Here is a 22255-nt window from a genome sequence, read left to right as displayed (position 1 = left end):
GCCAAATGAAAATTCACGTCTTTTGCCACTTTAAATGACCTACAATGAGTAAAAAAGTACTTTTAATGATATTGGATGGCTGGGGCTTAGGTACTAACCCTGAAGTTTCTGCAATTGCCAAAGCCAAAACACCATTTATGGATTCTTTATATCCAAAATATTCTAACTGTAAACTTCAGGCATCGGGCATGGCTGTGGGTTTACCGGAAGGACAGATGGGTAATTCAGAAGTGGGGCACATGAATATTGGTGCTGGGAGAGTGGTTTACCAAGACCTTGTTAAGGTAAACCTTGCTTTTGAGGAAGGCACCATAAATGATAATGAGGCAATCAATGAGGCATTTGAATATGCTCAGTCGAAAGGTAAAAATATTCACTTCATGGGTTTAGTCTCAGATGGTGGTGTTCATTCCCACCTTAATCATTTAAAAGGGCTTTGCACATTAGCAGCAGAAAGAGGGCTCAAGGATGTTTTCATTCATGCATTTATGGATGGAAGAGATACCGACCCGAAAGGAGGAGAAGGCTATATTAATGATCTTGAAGCACACCTTGGAAGAACTACGGGTAAAATTGCCTCAGTCATAGGTCGATATTATGCTATGGATAGAGATAACCGTTGGGAGCGGGTTAAGCTTGCTTATGACCTGATGGTAAAAGGTGAAGGGAAAAAAGTGAATACAGCTATTAAAGGACTTTTGATGGCCTATCAGGCTGGCGAAACCGATGAGTTTATAAAACCCCTGGTAGTAACAAATGGAACTGACAGTCCGGTGGCAACAATTGAAGAAGGGGATGTAGTGATGTGTTTTAATTTTAGAACTGATAGAGGAAGACAAATTACTCAGGCACTAACGCAACAGGATTTTTCGGAGCATAGTATGCATAAAATGGATCTGCACTATGTTACCATGACTAACTACGACAATACTTTTAAAAACGTAAATGTTGTTTTCGGAAAGGATAACCTGGAAAACACATTAGGTGAGGTATTGGCAAATAATAAAAAGACACAGGTTAGAATAGCTGAAACAGAGAAATATCCTCATGTAACATTTTTCTTCTCAGGAGGTAGAGAAGTTGAATTTGATGGTGAAAGAAGACTTTTATGTCCATCTCCAAAAGTAGCTACTTATGACTTACAGCCAGAAATGAGCGCATTTGATATTAGGGATAAAATTGTGGAAGACATTGATGCTAACCAGCCCGATTTTATCTGTTTAAACTTTGCCAATCCAGATATGGTTGGGCATACGGGGGTATTTGAAGCAGCGGTAAAAGCATGCGAGACAGTAGATAGTTGTGCTGAAACCGTAGTAAAAAAGTCACTTGAGCATGATTATATGACCATCATTATTGCAGATCATGGAAATTCAGATGTTATGATAAATCCAGATGGTTCGCCTAACACCGCCCACACTACTAATCTTGTACCATGTATTTTTGTAGACAAAAACTTTAAAGGTGAAGTTAAGGATGGCAAACTTGGGGACCTAGCCCCAACTATTTTACACTTTATGGGTGTTGCAAAGCCAGATGAGATGACAGGAGACGTTCTAGTAAAATGAGAAAACTAATCCTTGGAATTATACTGATCGTTGGCTGTAAGGAGATTGCTCCCAGAGAGACTTCGGCTTATTTTTCATTAGATAGCCTTCTGAATAAACAATCAGAGTTATTGCAAAATGAAGATGTGACGTTAAGAAAACGCGCAATTGTAGGTAATGATACAGCCTCTAATGAAATTAAGTTGGACAGTTTGGGGTGGGCCAATGAGTTTGAGTTTATGCGCGATTTAGATATCAATAAACCTGCATTAATAGGTAGGTATAACAGAAAAGTGGTAGATGATATTAACAGTAATTTAAAAGTGATAGACTATTCTGCCAATGAAGACAATCTAAGAATTAGAAAATTCAGAATTTACTATTTAGATAAACCTGAGAATATTAGAATTATAAGCGCAATGAGTAAAGAGTCGAATAGTATTTTTAAATCATCCAAGAAGATAAAGCTTGAGTTTGATGAGTTCGATGGACAAACGGTGCTTACCTCATATTCTTTGAGGGGCTACCAAAAAATGATATTGCAAGACTCTATAGTTTTTAAAGTTGACGCAAGACTGATGCATTAAATTCTCATCAAAGCCTCTAATATTCCAAGGTTTTGTTTTTTATTTTTTACAACTAACACAGGAATATCTCCCTTGCGCATCAGCACTTTATCAGCAATGCTTCCTAAAAGTATATTGGCTAGCCCGGTTCTACCTTTTGAGCCCATAACAATAATGTCAGCATTATGTGAGTTGGCGTCTGAATAAATCTTGTCAGACGGCTCATCGTCATTATCTAAAACGAGGGATATACTACAGCTCTCATTTTCAACGCCTAACTCTTTCATAAACTTACGTGCATCTTTTTCAGAATTTTGCTTCATAATATCAGCAAATTCCTCATAGCTTTTTCCAGTAGAATGATAACCCCAAGGCACTTTGTATGTATTATGCAATATAATTTTTGCCTTCGATTTTTTAGCTAACCCGAGAGCCTCCTTTAGAGCAAACTTAGAAGATGACGAAAAGTCTACTGGGACAAGAATTTTTGTGAGGGATTTTGGTGGCATTTTTTCCGTAACGGCCAGTAGTGAACAATGACCAATTTTCGCAAGTCTATTTGGCAAAAGGCCACTTCCTTTGAGTGAGCTCTTTTTACCAACAACAATCAGGTCAATTTCTTTAATCTTAGACCATCTCAGAATTTTATCTTCTGCATTACCCTCCATTACTTCAACAGATGTTTCTGCTTCACCTTTATAATATTGAGATAGTTTGTCTTTTATAATGTCTTCTAAAGATTCATCGGCAGGAGCCATTAATCCAGGATACTTTTCTACAATAGCTTTCGGAAGCTCTAGATTTTCGGCAACGTGCAAGAAGTATACTTTGTCTATACCTAAAACCTCTGTTAGCAATGAAGTATAGGAAATTACGTATTGATCGATATCCGTTAAATCTAATGCTACAAGTACTCTTTTGATAGGATGCATAGTATATTAAATATTTGTTTAAAGATAAATGAAAATATAGTAAACGATAAGTCTAAAAGGCAATTCTGAGAATTTTGATAATAATTAGTCTTTCAGGGTCATTGTAGATAAATTTGCTCTTTCATTTGAGAGCATCTATGGCGAAAAATAGAAGGAGTGAACCACTTGAAAAAGAGGAGAAAAGAGCTCTAAACAAACAAAACTTCAACAAGCTTTTCGGGATATTTTCTTATATCAAACCTTATAAGAATAAATTCATTCTCGGCATGATTTGTCTGTTGTTTAGCAGCACCACTCTTCTTGTTTTTCCTTTTTTGGCTGGTAAACTAATGGATGTTGCATCAGGAAAACCCTGGGCCATAAATTCGGTCAATCACATTGCGATAGCTCTTGTAGGGGTTCTGCTATTTCAAAGCATCTTTTCGTTTTTTAGAGTTTTTCTTTTTGCACAGGTGAGTGAGCGATCTATGGCCGATGTTAGGCTTTCAGTTTTTAGCAAGATGGTGATGCTTCCTACCACATTTTTTGATAAACGAAGAGTAGGCGAACTGATTAGCCGCATTACTTCCGATGTGTCAATGTTACAAGATACATTTAGCACTACACTAGCAGAGCTTTTTCGCCAAACGGCCACTTTAATTATCGGAGTAGGAGTAATATTTTATATTGCTCCAAAACTTACACTTTTTATGTTGCTCACTTTTCCGGTTTTAGTATTAAGTGCGCTAATCTTTGGTAAGTCAATTAGAAAACTCTCTAAGCAAACTCAGGATAAGCTGGCGGAAGCAAATACTATTGTAGAGGAATCATTGCAAGCAATTCACGTGGTGAAGGCATTTACCAATGAGCTTTTTGAAACGAAACGCTACGCTAAAAACCTTAATGAAACAGTAGCTATTGCTTTAAAAACAGCTACTTACAGAGGAGGGTTTATTTCATTCGTAATTTTTGCATTGTTTGGAGGAATTGTGGCGGTGATGTGGTTTGGAGCCACTCTCGTTCAAAATGGAAGTATGAGCGTTGGAGATTTACTTTCATTTGTTTTGTATACCACTTTTATTGGTGGATCTATAGCTGGCTTAGGAGATATTTATAGTCAAATACAAAGAGCCATTGGGGCATCTGAGAGGGTACTGGAAATAGTAAATGAAGAGCCTGAGTGGGAAAGCGCATCAAACGAATCAGCCCGTTTAAAAGGTGAAATAGTGTTTGATAAAGTCCAATTTTCTTATCCTACCAGAAAAGAACTGAGTGTACTAAATAATATTAGCTTCGAAATTGAAGAAGGTAAGAAAGTGGCTTTAGTAGGACCGAGTGGTGCAGGTAAATCAACTATTATTCAGCTATTGTCAGGCTATTATAAAGTTCAGTCAGGCAACATTCTAGTTGATGGCCAGAGTGTCAATGATTATCCATTAGACCATTTACGTAGCAATATAGGAATGGTGCCGCAAGAAGTAATTTTATTTGGTGGAACGATCAAAGAAAATATAGCCTATGGCCGACCATCAGCTACAGAACAGGAAATCATTGAAGCAGCTGAAAAGGCCAATGCCATGGAATTTATTCAAAGATTTCCTGATGGGCTGGAAACGCTGGTGGGCGAGCGAGGCGTAAAACTTTCCGGTGGTCAAAGACAACGCGTTGCAATAGCAAGAGCAATTTTAAAAAACCCAGCCATTTTGGTATTGGATGAAGCCACAAGCAGCTTGGATGCGGAATCTGAACATTTAGTACAGCAAGCCTTAGATGAGTTAGTGGTTGGTAGAACAACAATTATCATTGCTCACCGACTGGCAACAGTAAGGAAAGCTGATACAATATTTGTATTGCAGGATGGTAAGATTGTCGAAAGGGGCACACATGAGGAGTTGTATTCAAATAATGACGGGGTTTATACGCACCTTTCTAAGTTGCAATTTCAGTTGAACTAGAAAATTCTTTACTTTTAAAACATGGAGGCGAGAGAAGTATTAGTAAGTCATAATTTGAAGTCGACAACTTGTCGGAATGAGGTGTTGAATTTACTTTTAAACTCTTCTCAGGCGCTGGCGCAATCAGAAATAGAAAAACAAGTAGATCACTCTCATGATAGAGTGACTGTTTATAGAACGCTAAAAACATTTTTAGACAAAGGCCTGGTTCATAAAGTGCTTGACGATGAGGGAGGCACGAAATATGCACTTTGTAACGAATGTGCAGAAGACCACCATAATCATGAACATGTGCACTTTAAATGTGAAAATTGTGGGCAAACCTTATGCTTGGATAAAATAGCAATCCCTGCTATTGAACTACCACAGGGCTATAATATCAGTGAAAAAAACCTGTTGATTCAGGGAACCTGTAAAGATTGCAGTTAAAAAAAGGGTTACTTTTTTATCTAAACCAGTAATAAACCACTCATGTAAGCTTTCAGCTAAAATTTAATTTATTATTTTTACGAGCTGAACAAAGGTGATTGCCAACTAATTTACCTTGCAACCAAAAATTTATTAAATAAATTGAAAATAATTGTAATGAATAGTTACTCCCTTTGATGCTACTGATATCGCTTTTTAATGGCTCTCACGACACAGTCCTTTTTACCTTATTTGGGATAATAATTGTTGTATTCCTGATAATCGATTTAGGAGTTCTAAATAAAAGTGCACACAAAATTTCAACTAAATCTGCACTTTATCAATCTATTTTTTGGGTGGTGGTTTCAGTTTCCTTTGGCTACCTTATTTATGTTTATGGAGATGGTGCTGATGCATCGTTAACATTTTTTACTGCGTATCTGACAGAGTACGCCTTATCAGTTGATAATATCTTCGTAATCCTTCTTATTCTAAGGTATTTCGCTGTAAAAGAAATTTACTATCACAACATTCTATTTTGGGGGATATTAGGGGCCCTAGTATTCAGAGCCATTTTCATCTTTTTAGGGGCATATTTGATCAGTCAGTTTTACTGGATCCTTTACATTTTTGGTGTGTTCTTAGTTTATTCTGGTATAAAAATATTTTTTGAAGACGAAGAGGATGATATTGATCCTGGTAAGAACCCTATCTTAAAGTTGGCAAAAAAGTACCTTAATGTAACTGACGATGACCATGGAGGAAGGTTTGTTGTGGTTGAAAATAAAAAGCTACTTTTCACGCCTCTCTTCCTTGTAATCATACTTATTGAAACAACGGATTTGATTTTTGCAGTTGACTCAATTCCCGCAGCTTTTGCCATTACGCAAAACGAATTTTTGATTTATACCTCTAATATATTCGCAGTGCTGGGTTTACGAGCTAAGTTCTTTTTGTTAGCTGGTATCATTGATAAATTCTATCTTTTACAAAAGGGCCTTTCTTTTGTTTTGATATTTATTGGCGCCAAAATGCTGTTAGAAATAGTACATATTGAGGTGCCAATAGCACTAAGCTTTTTGGTAATTATTGTGGTGCTGGCAGGTTCAATTATTATGTCTTTAATAATACCTGAAAAAGGTAAAGATAAAGATGATTCAGATTCATCGGAAAATTTGGAATCGGATATTATTAATCCTGAGAAAGAACTCTCGTAATTGTTTCCTTAGGAATTACTCTAAGCAGGTTATCATAACTCAAAAATTCATCAGGCAACATCACAACTCTGAAATTTGGTATACTCTGTAGAATATTCAGAAACTTGCTTTTAATTAGCTTTTTATCTTCTTCAGAAAGTTCATTAGAACTGCCTTTTTTAATGGCCGCAAGTAGTGTGTAATCTTCAGCTACCATATTTTCAATTTTCGATAAATGGGCCGTTGACATTTTTACTAAGAGATCAATATACTCATCGCTAACAGCCTTGTAATTAATTTTACCTTGTAGTTGATCTAGCTGAGCCCAATTTTGCAGTAAAAATCCTTCAACGGCAATTAAGCTCACCTCAAACTCATCGGAATTGAATCCTAAAGATTCACTAAACGACTCTAAAAATTCCCTTTCGGCATCCTCCACTTTCTTGTCTGACCAAATGGTAAGAGCAGAAAGTTCAAGGAAAAATTTACGGATAAGCCAGGGATCAGATTCCTGAATAGGAATTTCCTGTATGCCCATGCCATGTTCAAAATATTCCTGAGCTACTCTACGCTTTTCGGCAGGTAGGTTAGTGGTTGTAAGAAAGTGCTCGAATAGGCTTCGTTCTTCATCTTCAATTTGAGCATTGGCATGTGCAGCAGCAGCAATCACCTTAACGGATGTAAAGCTTAGTTCTTCTTTTTCACCCTTAAAAAATTCTAGTAAGATATTGTCAGGGTTAGTATGCGTCCACTGCCCGAAAATATAAACATCAAGAAACAGTTGACTACGGCTAAAAAATGATGACCAAAAGTTAGATGCCTTGGTTCCGGTTAATGATACACGTTTTTCAATGGCTTGTTCTGCCAGTTCATACGCTGTTTTCTTTTTACCCAACCAGGTTTTACTACTTACTGCAATTTCAGGGTAAACACCCCTATAAAATTCCGTAATACTAGTTAAGGTGTTTTCAATTAACTGAAGAAATTGTTCCTCTGTTTCTGCCGCCTTATTTGAATACAGTTCTGCAACATTTATTAAACTATCCGCAAGCAGTACTTTGGTTTTTTCATAATCAGTCCAATGTGGTTCATTTTCAATACCAAAAAGGCCAACAGGATAGCCATACATAATACCAGTAGGCTGAATAAGTCCATAGAAAGATTGATCGGGATGTTTCCCTTTATGCATCTTCTTGTACTCTGAAGACTTAGAAAAATTTGCCAATTTGAAATCAATAAACTGACTTAACCAACCTGATTTAGACGGATTCATTTTGAAAATTTACGAGAAATAGTTAACAATATGAATACTTTACTGCGGTATTGTTACAGCTTCACGCTTCACAAGCTCACTGTAAAGAGCTTGAATTTTACTGGTCATAGCACCTTTTTTACTATTAATTTTTCGCCCATCAATTTCTAAAACAGGAGTTATCTCACCCATGGTTCCAGTTACAAAAACTTCATCAGCTGAATACATTTCAGAAATAGAAATTCGTTTTTCTTTAACCTGAAGCCCATTTTCCTCACCAATTCTCAAAATATTTCCTCGTGTTATACCAGGCAGGCAACTATCGGCAAATGGAGTATATACTACATCCTTTTTTACAATAAAAATATTGGTTGCGTTGGTTTCAGAGACGAACCCTTCTATATCTAACATCACGGCATCCTCAACTCCGGCCAGATTAGCTTCAATCTTAGCTAAAATGTTATTAATGAGGTTGTTATGATGAATTTTGGAGTCAACACATTGTGGAGGGTTTCTACGAATTGAGGAGGTGATTAATCGTATACCATTATTGTCGTATACTGGTTTTTTCCATTCTGCCAGTACAATGAGGGTTGGGCCATATTGATTGAAATGTGGACTCATGCCTGAAGTAACTTTTTTACCTCGAGTTAATGTAAGACGAATATGGCATTCGTCATACATGTTGTTTGCCTTTAAGGTTTTAAAAATTTCTTCTTTGATCTCTTCCTTTGAAGGAATAGTATCAAATGCCATGGCTTTTGCAGATGCCTGCATTCTATCGAGATGTTCTTCAAGCATAAACACCTTTTTATCATAGATTCTGAGACCCTCCCAAACGGCATCGCCACCCTGAACTACACTATCGAATACAGATACCTTGGCTTCATCTCTAGGATAAAGTTCTCCGTTGATATTAATTAAAATGTTTTCGTTTCTACTGTCAGGTAATTTTATCATGGATTTCAAATTTTAAAACTGTGTTTAGACAAATGTTCATAATAGGGTCTACATTCTTCCAATAATGGAATTAACTGTTCTGGAAAAGGATCATTTTTCTCGTTATAAGGGGTAAATCCAATGGATTTATGAACGTTCTGATACCAAAATTTAGCCCAAACGCCATCATAAGGTTTTGGGCCAGATTCCCAGCTTAACATTTTTTCAGTAAACTCAATATCAACAGCCTCACATAACTTATTTAGAATTACTTTATTATTCAGGAGTAGTTCCTTAGAATCAATAACTATAGGTGCTTTACCTTTTCCTGATAAATAATCAAACATTTCTGATTGTTGGCGTAAGCCGGTATCTCGTAAAATGGGTTGTGGTATTTGCCTGACTAAAGAAGGCAACATTTGCTCAGGGTCTCGAATGAGAAATATATTATCAAACAGTTCCAATTGACTGTTATCGAACCCTAGCCAATGATGACACATATTTTTTAAGAAAAGGACAGGTACTTTTTGGGCGTGTTGCCTAATCGATTCCAAAACCTTATCTCCATCATTTTCCATATTTTTTAACACCAATTCTTTACCCGGATGATCGGCTTGAGTTGTTTTTAAATAATAAGCGTAAAGAGGCTCGTCAATAACGGTGGTGTCATCGCGTTGAGCAAAGGAATACATCAGGGCAGTGGAAACATTTCTGGGCCCAGACCATAGGGAGATAATTTTCATCTAATCCTAAGCTATTAAAATTGCAGACTAATTACAATATCAATATCTTCAACTATGCCGCGAGCTTTGAAACGTATAATTTACGCTACTTCACTCTTTCTTATAAGCATGACACTTGGCGCATTGGGCTATGTGGTGTTAGAAGATTTTACAACTCTCGATGCTGTTTACATGGCAGTTATCACTTTTGCCACCGTTGGTTACAACGAAGTAAACACTTTAAGTGAAGCCGGAAAGGTTTTTACTATTGTATTCATCATTGTAAATATGGGTATATTCGCTTATACTGTTTCTGTTCTTTCTTCATTCTTATTTGAGGGTGAATTAAGAAAAGTATTTAAAAATTTAAAGTCTAACAGAGATTTGAGTAAGCTAACGGATCATGTAATTGTGTGTGGTTATGGTAAGAACGGCAGCAAGGCTTGTGAAGAGTTGTTAAAAGACAATAAGGAGTTTGTGATTGTTGAATCAAATGAAGAAGTGATACGCTCCTTACCGGAAGATAAACGCTATCATTTTGTCATTGGTAATGCAACTCTTGATGAGGTACTTTTAGAGGCAGGAATAGAAAATGCATCTACAGTCATCACCTCATTGCCAGAAGATTCAGATAACGTATTTATTACACTAACAGCAAGAGAATTAAACCCATTGGTTAAGATTATTGCTAAAGCCACTGAACCAAGTTCTGAGAAAAAACTATATAGAGCAGGTGCTTCTCATGTGGTTATGCCCGACCGTTTAGGAGGAATTCACATGGCTAATTTAATTACAAAGCCTTATGTTATAGAGTTTTTGGAGCTCATTAATGGCGTAAACGATAGTAAGCTTGTATTAGAGGAAGTGAACCATGAAAGCTTGAAAGAAGATTATAAAAATAAGACACTCAGAGAGCTAGACATTAGAAATAAAACAGGAGCTACTATTATTGCTTTTAAAGATGATCAGCTCGGTTTTGTTTTCAACCCACACTCAGAAAAGCTTGTTCAGGATAACGATGTTTTAATTGTTTTAGGCAAGGCTGAGACAATCGAGAAGTTTAAAGCCACATTTGTGGCTTGATAATTCATGGGCTTATTTCCAGCCTTTGGACTCTATCTTTTTCACTTTTTCCAGCACTTTATCTTCCAGGCCCTTTTTGTATTTGGCCAGATTTTTAGAAATCTTTTCATCGAAAGCACCGATAATTTCTGCAGCTAAAATTCCTGCATTTTTGGCTCCATCCAGTGCTACAGTAGCCACTGGTATGCCTCCCGGCATTTGTAAGATTGATAGTACTGAGTCCCAGCCATCAATAGAGTTTCTGGATTTGACCGGAACACCTATTACGGGTAGAGTAGTAATTGAAGCAACCATACCAGGCAAGTGTGCTGCACCTCCGGCTCCTGCAATAATCACTTTTAAACCTTTGTCTTTGGCAGAATTAGCATATTCGAACATCCTTTGAGGGGTGCGGTGGGCTGAAACAATAGTCAGTTCATATTCTACGCCTAATTCTTCCAAAACTTCTGCTGCTTCTTTCATTATTGGCAGGTCGGAATCACTACCCATTATAATACCTACTAATGCTTTTGCCATCTTGTTATGCTTTTACTTTTAATGTTTTTTTAACAAACTCTACTGTTTCCTTTAGCTCTGCAATATCTTTTCCTCTCAGAGTAACGTGACCCATTTTTCTGAAAGGTTTAGTAAGTTTCTTTCCATACAAATGTACATGAACACCTTTTTTGCTCATTACGGCTTCTAAACCTTCATATTTGGCAATACCTGTATACCCTTCTTCTCCCAATAAATTCACCATGGCCGAAGGAACAATATTTTCTGTATTACCCAATGGCAAGTTAAAAATTGATCTTAAATGCTGTTCGTATTGTGAGGTGTAATTTGCCTCGATGGTTTGATGCCCACTATTATGAGGCCTCGGGGCTACTTCATTCACCAGCACTTTTCCATCTTTTGTCACGAACATTTCAACTGCAAGCAGTCCAATCATGTCAAGCTTTTGAATTACTTCTTTGGCAATTCTCTGCGCTTCTTTTTCAACAGATTCAGAAATGTTTGCAGGAGAAAAAAGGTACTCAACCATGTTGGCTTCCGGGTGAAATACCATTTCTACAGCCGGGAAAGAAGTTATTTCACCACTTTCATTTCTAGCCACAATCACAGAGATTTCAGTCTCAAAATCAATTAGTTTTTCTAAAAGTCCTGGCGCATCAAACGCTTTGGCCAAGTCTTCTTCTGTTCTTATCATTTGTACGCCTCTACCATCATACCCTTCTTTTCCTAGCTTATTTACAGCTGGTATAAACTCTCTATGATTAGCGGCATCTTCTTTATTTTCTACCAAAATAAAGTCGGCAGTAGGTATATTATTGGAGGCGTAAAATTGCTTTTGAACACGCTTATCTTTGATCAGATCAATCACTTTTGGTTGAGGAAAAACGTTAATTCCCTCATCAGCAAGTTTTTGAAGTGCTTCGGTATTTACGTTTTCGATTTCTATGCTTACCAAATCGCAGTCTTTCCCAAAGTTGTAAACCGTATCAAAATCGGTAAGCTTACCTACTTCAAACTCACCTACAATATCTTTGCATGGAGCGTTAGAATCAGGATCCAGAATTTTTATATCGATGTTAAAATCAAGTGCCGACTGCACAAGCATACGCCCTAGCTGACCACCTCCTAAAATTCCTAGTTTTTGTTCTTGAATACTTTTAGCCATCTGTATTATTCGCTCTCTTTAAAAGAGTGACAAAGATAATATAAACTATTGTGCTATATGATTAAAAGCTCATGCAATCAACATCAGCGTTAAATATAGGTGACATTTATCAGGCACTAGCCTAACTTCTAGCAAGGTATTTTAATGTTGAAATACTCAAGTTTGAATAAATTTTATTGATTATGAGTATTCATATTGGAGCGAAGGACGGAGAAATAGCCAATACAGTGTTGGTTTGTGGCGATCCGCTCAGGGCTGAACATATTGCGAATACATATTTAGAAGAAGCAATTTGTTATTCTTCTGTACGTAATATGCTTGGGTTTACAGGAAACTACAATGGAAAGAGAATATCTGTGCAAGGAACGGGTATGGGTCAGCCATCATTGGCCATTTATCTTCATGAGTTAATACATGAGTATGGCGCTAAAAGGATCATAAGGGTTGGAACATGTGGTGCTCTAAATCAAGATATTGAGCTTGGGGATATTATTGTAGCACAAGGGGCTTCAACAGATTCTAATATGAACAAACTCATTTTTTCGGGGTTAGATTTCGCCCCTCTTCCTGATTATGGTTTGATGTCTTCCGCCATTAAGGAAGCAGAAAGGCAACATATTAAAGTAATAGTGGGGAATGTTTTTAGTACCGATTACTTCTATTTTAAAGACGATCCGGAAAGGTGGAAAATATGGATTAATCACGGCATACTTTGTGCAGAAATGGAATCTTCGCTGCTATTTACTATGGCCGCTGCAGAGGGTGTAAGAGCCTGCAGTATTTTAACCGTTAGTGATAATATCATTTTAGGTAAAGCATGTACAACGGAAGAACGGGAGTCCTCCTTCAATGATATGATGAAAATAGCATTGAATATTTGCTAGTACCTATTTAATTTCTACCTGAGTTATTTTATCTCCAATTTCTATTGTATGGATAACCTCCATACCCTCGATAACTCTTGCAAATACGGTATATGAGCCATCCAAATGTGGCGTAGGTGAGTGCGTGATAAACCACTGTGTACTTTCCGTGTCTTTACCTGAAGATGCCATTCCAACGGTACCTTCTTCATACCTTAAATTAGCCAACTCAGAACGGATGGAATAATCTTCAGAACCAAAACCATCACCTCGATTGCAGCCACCTTGAATAACAAAGTTCGGAACAACTCGGTGAAAGTTTTTACCATTATAGTAACCGGACTTAGCCAGTTTTACAAAGTTTGAAACAGAGCCTGGGGCGTCTTCTATGTACAATTCAAGTATAATTTTTCCTTTCTCAGTCGTTATTTCAGCTTTAGTCTTTTTATCAATACTTTTCACCAATTCCCAGTTAATAGGATTATTATACTCTCTGTCAGGGCTTATTGGGTCCTTTCCTTCTAAATAGGCAATAGCCGCGTTTAAGCTTGACATGGCCTCGGTATCTTTTGGTAGCGTCAAATTTGCTTTGGCTTCATATAAAAAGTCTGGTGTGTCGTAAATCTCGTTATATTTTAAGTTCGGCTGGGATATAACGGACGAAGCTATGCTTATTTGAGCAACGTCCTTACTTAAAATAGCCTCTTTAAATACCTCAGCAAATGATGCCTCCAACTCTAATGGAAAAGCTTCTGACATTCTCATTTGTGCTAGTGTAGAGATGGCAGATGTAGTTATAGCAGGGTGTTTCTCAGTAAATAATTGAGTGATAACAAACTCATTACCCATCACAGAATTTCCCATTGAACTTAATAAAGCTGCCTTATAGTAAGGGTTTTCTGTTGCGGTATATTCGGATTTAATTTTTTCTAAGGCAACTTGTTTTTCTTCGGCAGATTGAAGTATTGCCCCTATCAAAGCACCTTTTACCCGCCAATTTTTAGCAGTGTTAAAGGCTGCATTTAACTCATCGTACATTTCATTAGTAGACTGTGTACTCAAGTTCATGGCAGCAGTTATTCGCACGTTTAAATTTTGATCTTGCAGGGCATTGAGATAGGACTCTTTTGTTTCTTCGATATTAAATGATGTCATTGCCCTCAATGCATTTACCCTTACCCGATAATCAGGATCACTCATTAAAGATTTTAAGGCGTTTAACGAACTTGCTTCAATGGCATTTCTTAATGCCAATGCACAGGCCATTCTAACGTTAGGAGAAGCATCGGTCAAAGCCGATCGTGTAATAAAAGCAGTTCTTCCCGTTATATCTAAATTGCTTGATCGATATAAAAAGTGTGCTGCACCTAACCTGGTAAGATAAGAATTGCTACTATCAAGTAATGAAAGTGCTATGTCTATTGAAATTCCGTCATGTACATTTCTAATTCCTGCTCTGTAAAGTCCCCAAGCTAAGCCTTCCTTGTCTTCCTGAGTTTTTAGTGGCCAATACTGTAAAAGCGATAGCGAATCTTGAGTAATAACTTTGCCAAGAGATTCCAATAACTCCTTTCGTACATACACACTATCTTCGGTTTCAAGAGAAATAACTATAGGCTCAATGGCCGAAGAATCTCCTATTTGTCCTAAAGAATAGGCAGCAGCCTTTCTCACTTTAGCTGAGCTATCCTGAAGAGCATACGATAGTGGTTGAATGGCTGCGGGGTCTTGAATGGAGCCAAAACCTAATGCAGCTTCATATCTGTAAAGATCATTAGCATGTCTTAAATAGTTTAGAAGAGAATCTCCTTTTCGCTGATCAATTAACTCATATATCTCAATTAAGCCGTCATCAGAGAATTTGTTAGGTGGCATTTTCTTTACCTGTTCTACTTGCGATTGACAGGAGGCAACAAATAAGATGATTACAAGTAAAGGAACAGATTGCCAGATCTTTTGCATGCTAATACTTTTGATCGCTAATATACTGGTTATTCTTAAATCAAGGCATTGTGGCCTGAATGACTGACCAGATATCGTCAACCCAGTTGATATGCTCAAATTTCATTAAGCAACTTCGTAGGCAAGTCACATATTCCTGATCTTTTTTAACATGGCTCCAATCTTCGGATAATAGGTTTTTAGGAATCTTGATTAATGCCAGATGAACATCAGCCTTGGCAGCTTTTTCAAAAATAGAGTTTGAAACTTTACTTATTTCATTTAATGAGTTTCCTGTAGGAGCCCAGACAACAATATCGAGCTCGGGCTCCATAACCAGTTGAAAACGAGCATCAGATTTTATGAAAACACTGAGTTTACGAGCAGCTTTGATGCAACTTTCAAGTCCGGCACTAAACTTTCCATTTTTCTCTAATGGAAACATCTGCAAGGTAGCCCATAATGCAACAGCCGCTGCACCGGGTCGTGAACACTCCAAACTAATCTCCCCTAGATGGAGTTCGGCAGAACTGAAGTAAGTGTAGGGTGAGTCGTGTTTATAATGGGCACCCATTTTTGGATCTTTAAACAAAATGCACCCGCAACCATAAGGTTGAAGCCCATGTTTATGAGGATCGATGACGATGCTATCGGCATGATGAATAAGATTAAACTGTTCAGAGGCATGTGGGTCCAGATTATCTGCTAAACCAAAATAACCACCGTATGCAGCATCTATGTGAATTCGGAAACTATACTTTTGTTGGAGTTCAATAATTTCTGATAGCGGATCTATTGAACCTGTTCCAGTGGTTCCGAGAGTTACCACCACTGTACCTACATCGTTACTAGTTAAAACTTGTTCAAGACCCTGAGCGCTCATCCGCCCCAATTGATCCGTTCGTATGCTTTGGAACTTAATTCCTAAAACATCTGAAATTCGCTGATGCGTATAATGCGCCATACTCGAAGCCACAACCATTCTGTCAGGGTGTTCTTTTTTGGCAACCCATAGTGCCTCCATGTTTGCCATGGTTCCACCACCTGTTAAATGACCCAAGTGCACTGTCCAACCAAACATTTCTGCAATTTTGGCAACCGCTTCCTTCTCCATTTGAGAGCTGGCCCTTCCGCCATCCAAAGCATGATTGTTTGGGTTAAAATACATGGCGAGCATATAAGCCAACCTTGAAACAGGGTGCGGTGGCTTGAGCATTTGACCTGCATAGTTGGTATCGAAATAAGGATAATTATCCATCATTCGATCGGCCACCTCGTTTAGAATGACAGAGACTTCTTCCAAGTCTGTTTCAACAGTAAAAGAGTGTTGAAAGTCATTTTGAAGCCGATTTATCACTTCACTCACTATCTTTAATTCACCTTCAATCGCCATGTTTCTTAGTCTAAGATTATCAGTCAATTACATATTTAAATAAAGCCACTTTTCTTTTTTGGCCTGATGTTTGGTTACTTCACATTGAACTAAACATTTAAAGTTATGAAACCTTTAGCTTCAATACTCGCACTTGGTATTTTGTTATCATTCAGTTCATGTTTTATAGGTGGAGATGAGGGACCGATTGGGCCTCAGGGTCCGCAAGGTCCACGTGGAGCTGATGGAATAGATGGCGAAGAAGCCTATGTATTTGAATATGAGAATGTGTCATTTACAGGTCCAGATTATCAAGTATTCTTGCCATATGCGGATGATTTTGAGGCATTGACTTCAGATGTAACTCTTGTTTATTTTTTGTGGGATGTGGATACGGATGGAAATGAAATTTGGAGAGCGCTACCACAAACTGTCATTACAGAAAATGGTCTTTTACAATACAATTTTGACTGGACTACTCTAGATGTAAAATTGTTTCTGGATGCAGATCATGAACTTGACTTATTGACGGCTATGGACACAGATAACTGGTTCGTGAGGCTGGTTGTTGTTCCTGGTCAGTTTTGGAGTGGTGGAAGAAAGGCTCATCCATCATATGAAGAAGTGAAAGAAAGATATGGTATCGAGGATAGTAAAATTTCAGGAAACGTAATGAAAAGACGGTCACTATGATAAAAAAACTTAGTATACTTCCAGCACTATTATTTTTGATGAAGGCCAGCTTCGCTCAGGTTTCTGATGTGAAAGACTGGTCTTCACTCACTTTAGAGGAAAATGAAATGCTTACTTATGCCGATGACTCACTTCTTTTGGAGAACCTTGTCATGAAAGAAGGGAGTGAAATTCGGTTTTTAAATGATGTTTACGTTCAAGTAGAAAATGCGTATTTGGGCAAGAATACTAAGTTTAATCTCAATGGAGAAAATGGTGTTAACGGGAAAAGAGGCCGAGGATTAACATTGCATGGAACGAGTGGTGAAGCAGGCAAACGGGGTAGGGATATAACTTTTGTGGTGAAATTTGACCAGTTGGAATCTTTTACTATTGAAACAAATGGAGGCAATGGAGGTGACGGAGGCGATGGGAAGACACCTAGAAGAAACCCAGCCTTTGGAATGAAAGGAGATAATGGAGGTGATGGTGGAAGGGCTGGTTTTGGTGCCAATGCAGGTAACATTAAGCTTTATTATGAGGCTCCTAATTTTTTACCTCTTTTTAATGGTGAAGGAGAACACTCCATTTACTTAATAAGTGAAGGTGGTCAATGTGGTAAGGCTGGTAAACCAGGTAATGGTGGACTTGGTGGAGAAGAACAAGTAGTTAGAGACCCTAAAACTAATCGCGTTATCAGTATCACACCGGAAGGAGCAAGGGGAGAGCCTGGAAATAGAGACCCATACTGCCAAAGTGGAAAAGATGGTGAAATCGTGATTAAAAAGAATAACGCTTAGTTTTCCCGATGGATTTCAATTCCAATTTTTTCCATGAGCTTGCTAGCATTAAAACTGTGGCAAATTCCTTTTTCTAATTTATAAGGGAATATAATTTCATCATTTTGAATGACGCTGTTGAAACTATAGTTTTCAATATTCTTATGCTGAGTGGCCATTTCACCAAGAGCTAAGTCATGTGTAGAGATTAAACCAAAGCTATTCGTTTTAGAAAGTTGTAAAGCAAGAGACTTGGCTCCGATATGTCTATCTTGTGAGTTAGTACCTTTCAGTATTTCATCAAGCATGTACAGTACGGGGGTAGAATTATTAACTAATTCCAAAAGCATTTGAATGCGTTGTAGCTCGGCATAAAAAGAAGAAACATGTTCTTCCAGGTTATCCTGCGTTCGCATACTCGTAAATATTTGAACAAAGGAGATTTTTAGTTCTTTTGCACATACTACGGAGCCCATTTGAGCAAGCACAAGATTTACGCCAAGGGTCCTTAAAAAGGTACTTTTACCTGACATGTTGGAGCCCGTGATAATTGAAACACTACCCTTCTCTTTGAGTTCGTAATTGTTCGTTATTCTTTCATCAGAGGCAATAAGTGGATGTCCAAGACCTTTAGCTTCAAAGAAATATTCATCATCAGCAACCGCTGGCCATATAAAATGTGGCTTGGCAAACCTAAACCCTGCAATACTGCATAAGGTTTCCAACTCTGAAATGCTGTTAAACCATTTCGACACATCCGTTTGATTTTCCGATTTCCATTTCTCAGACATTCTGATAATGTGTAGGTCATACAGAAAGATAAAGTTGATTAAGCCATAAAGCATATTGGCTCGGGCGTTTAAATAGTTTAGTATAGTATAAAGGGCTTTTATACTATTTGAAGCGGAGGCTTCTTTACTTGCAATTGTAGTTTTAATAAGGCTCAACTTATTTGATTGAAAAGTCGAGTCTTCAACTTGCTTAAACAGTAGGCTGTATGCTCCTAAAACACCAATGTGTTGGGCGACTGACTCTGTCAAGTTCTCTATCCTTTCTTTAAAACGGTATAACACTACTCCATTTACCAACCCTAAAAGTAAAGTGGCAAACCAAGGCCATTCAGTTAATGCATTTAACATAATAGATGCTATGGTTAATGCTGGCAAGACAAACGAAAGAGACTTTTGCTGCTTTGATAATTGATTTGAAGACTTTATCCAAGACAGAAGCTCATCTGAATTGTCTTGCTGCATTTCATAATGCAATCCATTAGCCTGAAAATTCTGGCGCCAATCTATCTTCGCACTTAACTCTTCAATGGCTTCCTGCCTTTCTAATACAGTATCCTTATTTGATTTATTGAGTAGCCAATCGGCAAGTAAATCCTTACCACCCTTTGTGGAGGTTCTATTGAGGAGCTGAAAAAGTGAGTTAGAACCAAAAATATCCAAGTCATTCGCATACGAATGCTTTTTATTTAAATACTCTTGCCCCGTGGCTTGCGATGATAAATTACCATTTAGAATATTAAGCTCACTCTGATTTATGGACTGCAATATTTTAGCATGCTCCCGCTTAAACTTAATTTTTTGATGAGCCCTTACAATGAACCCAAAGGCAAATGGAAAAACCAGTGCGGTAATTCCCATTTCAACAGCCATTCTATAGTTGGCAAATACGACAAATAATACTAGAAATGCCATAAATACTATTATCCTCAATGTAGCAATGAAGTTGTATCGAGCATTTAGTGATTTGTATTCACTGCTAAATTTTTCTATTCGCTCTTGAAATATGGGGGCAGGACTTTGCATTATATTAGAATTTAAAACTCAAGAGTATAACAAATAAAGGATTTCTTACAGCCTTTTATGATAAAAGGTTGTAAACCAATAAGGCGGATAGATAAGCTATTCCCGTCATGCTAATGAGTTGCAACATTGGCCATTTCCAGCCTTTGGTTTCTCTGTACACCACAGCGAGAGTACTCATGCACTGCATGGCAAATACATAAAAAACTAAAAGAGACATACCAGTTGGCAAATCATATCTTGCTTTGCCTGTTTCTGGATTAACTTCAGATCGTAGCCTGCTTTTTATTGTGGCTTCCTCATCAGTATCTCCTATACTATAAATGGTAGCCATAGTGCTTACAAATACTTCGCGTGCTGCAAATGAAGTAATTAATGCAATACCTATTTTCCAATCATACCCTAGTGGCCGGATGACGGGTTCGATAGTTTTACCAAAAATTCCTGCATAAGAGTGTTCGAGCTTGTATGATTGTACTTTATTATCCAATTCCTCCTCTGATAGCCGTTGCTCTGTCTGTTGTAACACATAACTTCTGGCATTTTCCTGATGATCACCCGGTCCATAAGATGCCAATACCCAGAGAATAATTGAAATAGCTAAAATTATTTTACCTGCTTCAAATACAAAGGTTTTTGATTTTTCTACCATTGTTAAGCCCACATTAGCCCATCTTGGTGCTTTATAGGTGGGAAGCTCCATGACAAGGAAGCTACGCTCTTTGGTTTTTAATATCAGCTTCATTATCCCTGCTGAGATAATAGCCATTAAAAAGCCGAGCAGATATAAACCCATGAGCGCAAGACCCTGAAGATTGAAAATCCCCAATACATACTTATTTGGAATAATTAGAGCTATGAGGATGGTATAAACTGGTAACCTTGCCGAGCAGCTCATAAAAGGAGTAACGAAAATAGTAATGAGTCTTTCTTTCCAGTTTTCAATGGTACGTGTTGCCATTATAGCTGGTATGGCGCATGCTACACCCGAAATCAAAGGAACCACACTCTTGCCGTTGAGCCCCACCTTACGCATTATTTTGTCCATCAAAAACACTACACGCGACATGTAGCCCGTTTCTTCCAAGATTGAAATGAACGCAAATAAAATGGCGATTTGAGGAATGAAAATCACAATGCCGCCAATGCCTGGTATAATCCCCTCTGCTAGTAAGTTAGTAAGCAGTCCATCCGGAAGAGCATTACTGACAAAAACACTCAACTCAGAGAATATGAGGTCTATGAAGTCCATGGGAACGGTGGCCCAGGCAAAAATGGATTGGAAGATTAAAAATAGAATGCTTAAGAATATGGCATACCCCCAAATTTTATGAGTAAATATTCTGTCCAGAGTGTCTGTAACTCGTTTTGGTAAAACTGTAAAATTCTCCTTTACCGATCCATTGATAAACTCATTAATGGAAGCGTACCTTTCTAGTGTTTCTTTTCTCCTGAGTTCATCCTTAGCAAACCCATGGTTTTCTTCAATCTTATTGAGTGTTTGTCTGTCCTCTTCAGTGATAAACTGATTGATCTTGTGTTGTTGCAAAAGCTGGTAGGCAACATAATCATTTGTAATGTCAAAACTATTTTTTACAGCTTCAATAGCCTCAGATGCGTGATTTTGAGCGTTGAATATGGGCTTGCGAGGAGTAGCCGGAATGGCAGTTAATGTTTCCTTCAAAAGATCAAGGCCTTTACCGGTACGAGCTTTCATGGGTAAAACGGGCACTCCCAGTTCCTCACTTAGTTTAGCGGCATCGATACTTAAACCTGTTTTTTCCACAATATCCATCATATTCAATGCAAGAATAACTGGGATATCTAAATCGTGAATTTGGGTAAAAAGGAGAAGGTTTCGTTTAAAGTTTGAGGCATCTACAATTACCACCACTGCATCGGGATGCAGGTTATGTGATTTGTTAGCCAGAATGTCAAAGACAATACGCTCATCCTTTGAATTTGGATAGATGCTATACGTGCCAGGCAAATCAATGATTTCAATTTTCTCACCATTAGGTAAAGAAGTAAAGCCTGTTTTTTTATCCACAGTTACACCTGGAAAATTTCCTATTTTTTGATTGAGACCCGTTAAGTGGTTAAAAAGTGAAGATTTACCTGAGTTAGGATTGCCCACTAAGGCGACTTTTCTCATATCGCCTTTTGCCATATTACTGAATTGAAATGGTAATTGCTTCGTCTAGTCTTAAAGAAAGATCGTAACCAGAAACGCTAACACAAATTGGATCACCTAAGGGAGCAGCAAAATTGAACTTAATTGGCTGGCCAGGAAGGCAGCCCATTTCCAAAAGCTTGAGAGACAAGGCATCGTCCATAAATCCGCTAATTATTGCGCTTTCTCCGGGGCCTAAATCCGCTACACTTCGTATGTTCACCGCTTTTATTTAGATTAATTATAAACAATGCGAAGATAGAATCTAATGCCGTCATTAACAAAATTTTAATAGGAAAAGGTATCAGCGATATAAGTGATTTTAGTCAACTAAGATGGCATTGATTTCAATCATTTCATCTACTGACAGTTCTCATATTAATACGTAATTAAAAATGGGAACTT

General features: G+C 37.7%; 20 protein-coding genes. 9 read left to right on the top strand and 11 right to left on the bottom strand.

Translation table 11 applies throughout. The annotated features are described in order from the left end of the window. Positions 1 to 44 precede the first annotated feature (44 nt). The gene (gpmI, locus tag JR347_RS03270; RefSeq protein ID WP_205722624.1) at positions 45 to 1568 is read left to right on the top strand and encodes a 2,3-bisphosphoglycerate-independent phosphoglycerate mutase; all 1524 of its coding nucleotides are present in this window, start codon (positions 45 to 47) and stop codon (positions 1566 to 1568) included. Beyond that, positions 1565 to 2134: a hypothetical protein gene (locus JR347_RS03265; RefSeq protein WP_205722623.1), complete on the top strand. Its 570-nt coding sequence runs from the start codon at positions 1565 to 1567 to the stop codon at positions 2132 to 2134. The genes gpmI and JR347_RS03265 overlap by 4 nt, the downstream gene beginning before the upstream one ends. Here the strand turns inward: JR347_RS03265 and JR347_RS03260 are convergent. Then, positions 2131 to 3045 (bottom strand): universal stress protein, encoded by a 915-nt coding sequence (locus tag JR347_RS03260; protein ID WP_205722622.1) that lies wholly within the window; start codon positions 3043 to 3045, stop codon positions 2131 to 2133. The two genes, JR347_RS03265 and JR347_RS03260, sit on opposite strands and share 4 nt — an antisense overlap. Before the next feature lie 137 nt (positions 3046 to 3182). On the opposite strand from JR347_RS03260, the gene JR347_RS03255 reads away from it, so the two are divergent. The 3 genes from JR347_RS03255 (at position 3183) to JR347_RS03245 (ending at position 6604) form a co-directional block, all read left to right on the top strand. Beyond that, positions 3183 to 4979, top strand: coding sequence for an ABC transporter ATP-binding protein (locus JR347_RS03255; RefSeq protein WP_205722621.1), 1797 nt, complete (start codon positions 3183 to 3185; stop codon positions 4977 to 4979). A gap of 21 nt (positions 4980 to 5000) precedes the next feature. After that, positions 5001 to 5408, top strand: coding sequence for a Fur family transcriptional regulator (locus JR347_RS03250; protein WP_205722620.1), 408 nt, complete (start codon positions 5001 to 5003; stop codon positions 5406 to 5408). 176 nt (positions 5409 to 5584) lie between these two features. Beyond that, on the top strand, positions 5585 to 6604 hold the full coding sequence (locus tag JR347_RS03245) for a TerC family protein (protein ID WP_205722619.1): 1020 nt from the start codon (positions 5585 to 5587) through the stop codon (positions 6602 to 6604). Here JR347_RS03245 and JR347_RS03240 read toward each other — a convergent pair. From JR347_RS03240 to JR347_RS03230, 3 genes are read right to left on the bottom strand one after another with little or no spacing between them, the layout of a single operon-like run. After that, positions 6579 to 7856, bottom strand: coding sequence for a TerB family tellurite resistance protein (locus JR347_RS03240; RefSeq protein WP_205722618.1), 1278 nt, complete (start codon positions 7854 to 7856; stop codon positions 6579 to 6581). The genes JR347_RS03245 and JR347_RS03240 overlap by 26 nt on opposite strands. A gap of 39 nt (positions 7857 to 7895) precedes the next feature. Continuing rightward, a complete protein-coding gene (gene ilvE, locus JR347_RS03235; protein WP_205722617.1) occupies positions 7896 to 8795 on the bottom strand; it encodes a branched-chain-amino-acid transaminase in 900 nt (299 codons plus the stop codon). A 5-nt stretch (positions 8796 to 8800) separates the two neighbouring features. Beyond that, entirely contained in the window at positions 8801 to 9517 is a 717-nt protein-coding gene (locus tag JR347_RS03230; RefSeq protein ID WP_205722616.1) for a sulfotransferase-like domain-containing protein, read from the bottom strand. A gap of 66 nt (positions 9518 to 9583) precedes the next feature. On the opposite strand from JR347_RS03230, the gene JR347_RS03225 reads away from it, so the two are divergent. Then, the gene (locus tag JR347_RS03225) at positions 9584 to 10579 is read left to right on the top strand and encodes a potassium channel family protein (protein WP_235689743.1); all 996 of its coding nucleotides are present in this window, start codon (positions 9584 to 9586) and stop codon (positions 10577 to 10579) included. Between the two features lie 12 nt (positions 10580 to 10591). Here the strand turns inward: JR347_RS03225 and purE are convergent, their stop codons facing one another. After that, positions 10592 to 11095 (bottom strand): 5-(carboxyamino)imidazole ribonucleotide mutase, encoded by a 504-nt coding sequence (gene purE / locus JR347_RS03220; protein WP_205722615.1) that lies wholly within the window; start codon positions 11093 to 11095, stop codon positions 10592 to 10594. A 4-nt stretch (positions 11096 to 11099) separates the two neighbouring features. Continuing rightward, positions 11100 to 12239, bottom strand: a complete 1140-nt coding sequence (locus JR347_RS03215) for a 5-(carboxyamino)imidazole ribonucleotide synthase (protein WP_205722614.1) — start codon at positions 12237 to 12239, stop codon at positions 11100 to 11102. Between the two features lie 182 nt (positions 12240 to 12421). Between JR347_RS03215 and deoD the strand changes: the two genes are divergently transcribed. Continuing rightward, positions 12422 to 13123: a purine-nucleoside phosphorylase gene (gene deoD, locus JR347_RS03210; RefSeq protein WP_205722613.1), complete on the top strand. Its 702-nt coding sequence runs from the start codon at positions 12422 to 12424 to the stop codon at positions 13121 to 13123. A 3-nt stretch (positions 13124 to 13126) separates the two neighbouring features. Here deoD and JR347_RS18435 read toward each other — a convergent pair whose 3' ends face one another. Both JR347_RS18435 and JR347_RS03200 read right to left on the bottom strand, forming a co-directional pair. After that, on the bottom strand, positions 13127 to 15064 hold the full coding sequence (locus JR347_RS18435) for a peptidylprolyl isomerase (RefSeq protein WP_205722612.1): 1938 nt from the start codon (positions 15062 to 15064) through the stop codon (positions 13127 to 13129). Between the two features lie 40 nt (positions 15065 to 15104). Beyond that, entirely contained in the window at positions 15105 to 16463 is a 1359-nt protein-coding gene (locus tag JR347_RS03200) for a pyridoxal phosphate-dependent decarboxylase family protein (protein ID WP_205722611.1), read from the bottom strand. 78 nt (positions 16464 to 16541) lie between these two features. On the opposite strand from JR347_RS03200, the gene JR347_RS03195 reads away from it, so the two are divergent. After that, a complete protein-coding gene (locus JR347_RS03195; RefSeq protein ID WP_205722610.1) occupies positions 16542 to 17108 on the top strand; it encodes a collagen-like protein in 567 nt (188 codons plus the stop codon). After that, positions 17105 to 17887, top strand: coding sequence for a hypothetical protein (locus tag JR347_RS03190; protein ID WP_205722609.1), 783 nt, complete (start codon positions 17105 to 17107; stop codon positions 17885 to 17887). Before JR347_RS03195 ends, JR347_RS03190 begins: the two co-directional genes overlap by 4 nt. Here JR347_RS03190 and JR347_RS03185 read toward each other — a convergent pair. From JR347_RS03185 to JR347_RS03175, 3 genes are read right to left on the bottom strand one after another with little or no spacing between them, the layout of a single operon-like run. Next, positions 17884 to 19680, bottom strand: coding sequence for a MutS-related protein (locus tag JR347_RS03185; RefSeq protein WP_205722608.1), 1797 nt, complete (start codon positions 19678 to 19680; stop codon positions 17884 to 17886). The two genes, JR347_RS03190 and JR347_RS03185, sit on opposite strands and share 4 nt — an antisense overlap. A 55-nt stretch (positions 19681 to 19735) precedes the next feature. After that, positions 19736 to 21847: a ferrous iron transport protein B gene (gene feoB, locus JR347_RS03180; protein WP_205722607.1), complete on the bottom strand. Its 2112-nt coding sequence runs from the start codon at positions 21845 to 21847 to the stop codon at positions 19736 to 19738. A 1-nt stretch (position 21848) separates the two neighbouring features. Continuing rightward, positions 21849 to 22073: a FeoA family protein gene (locus tag JR347_RS03175; protein ID WP_205722606.1), complete on the bottom strand. Its 225-nt coding sequence runs from the start codon at positions 22071 to 22073 to the stop codon at positions 21849 to 21851. Positions 22074 to 22255 lie beyond the last annotated feature (182 nt).

This window comes from Fulvivirga lutea, from assembly GCF_017068455.1.
Taxonomy (GTDB): Bacteria; Bacteroidota; Bacteroidia; order Cytophagales; family Cyclobacteriaceae; genus Fulvivirga; species Fulvivirga lutea.
Note: the sequence above shows the minus strand (reverse complement) of the source record. Positions and strands in the feature narration are given on the sequence as shown.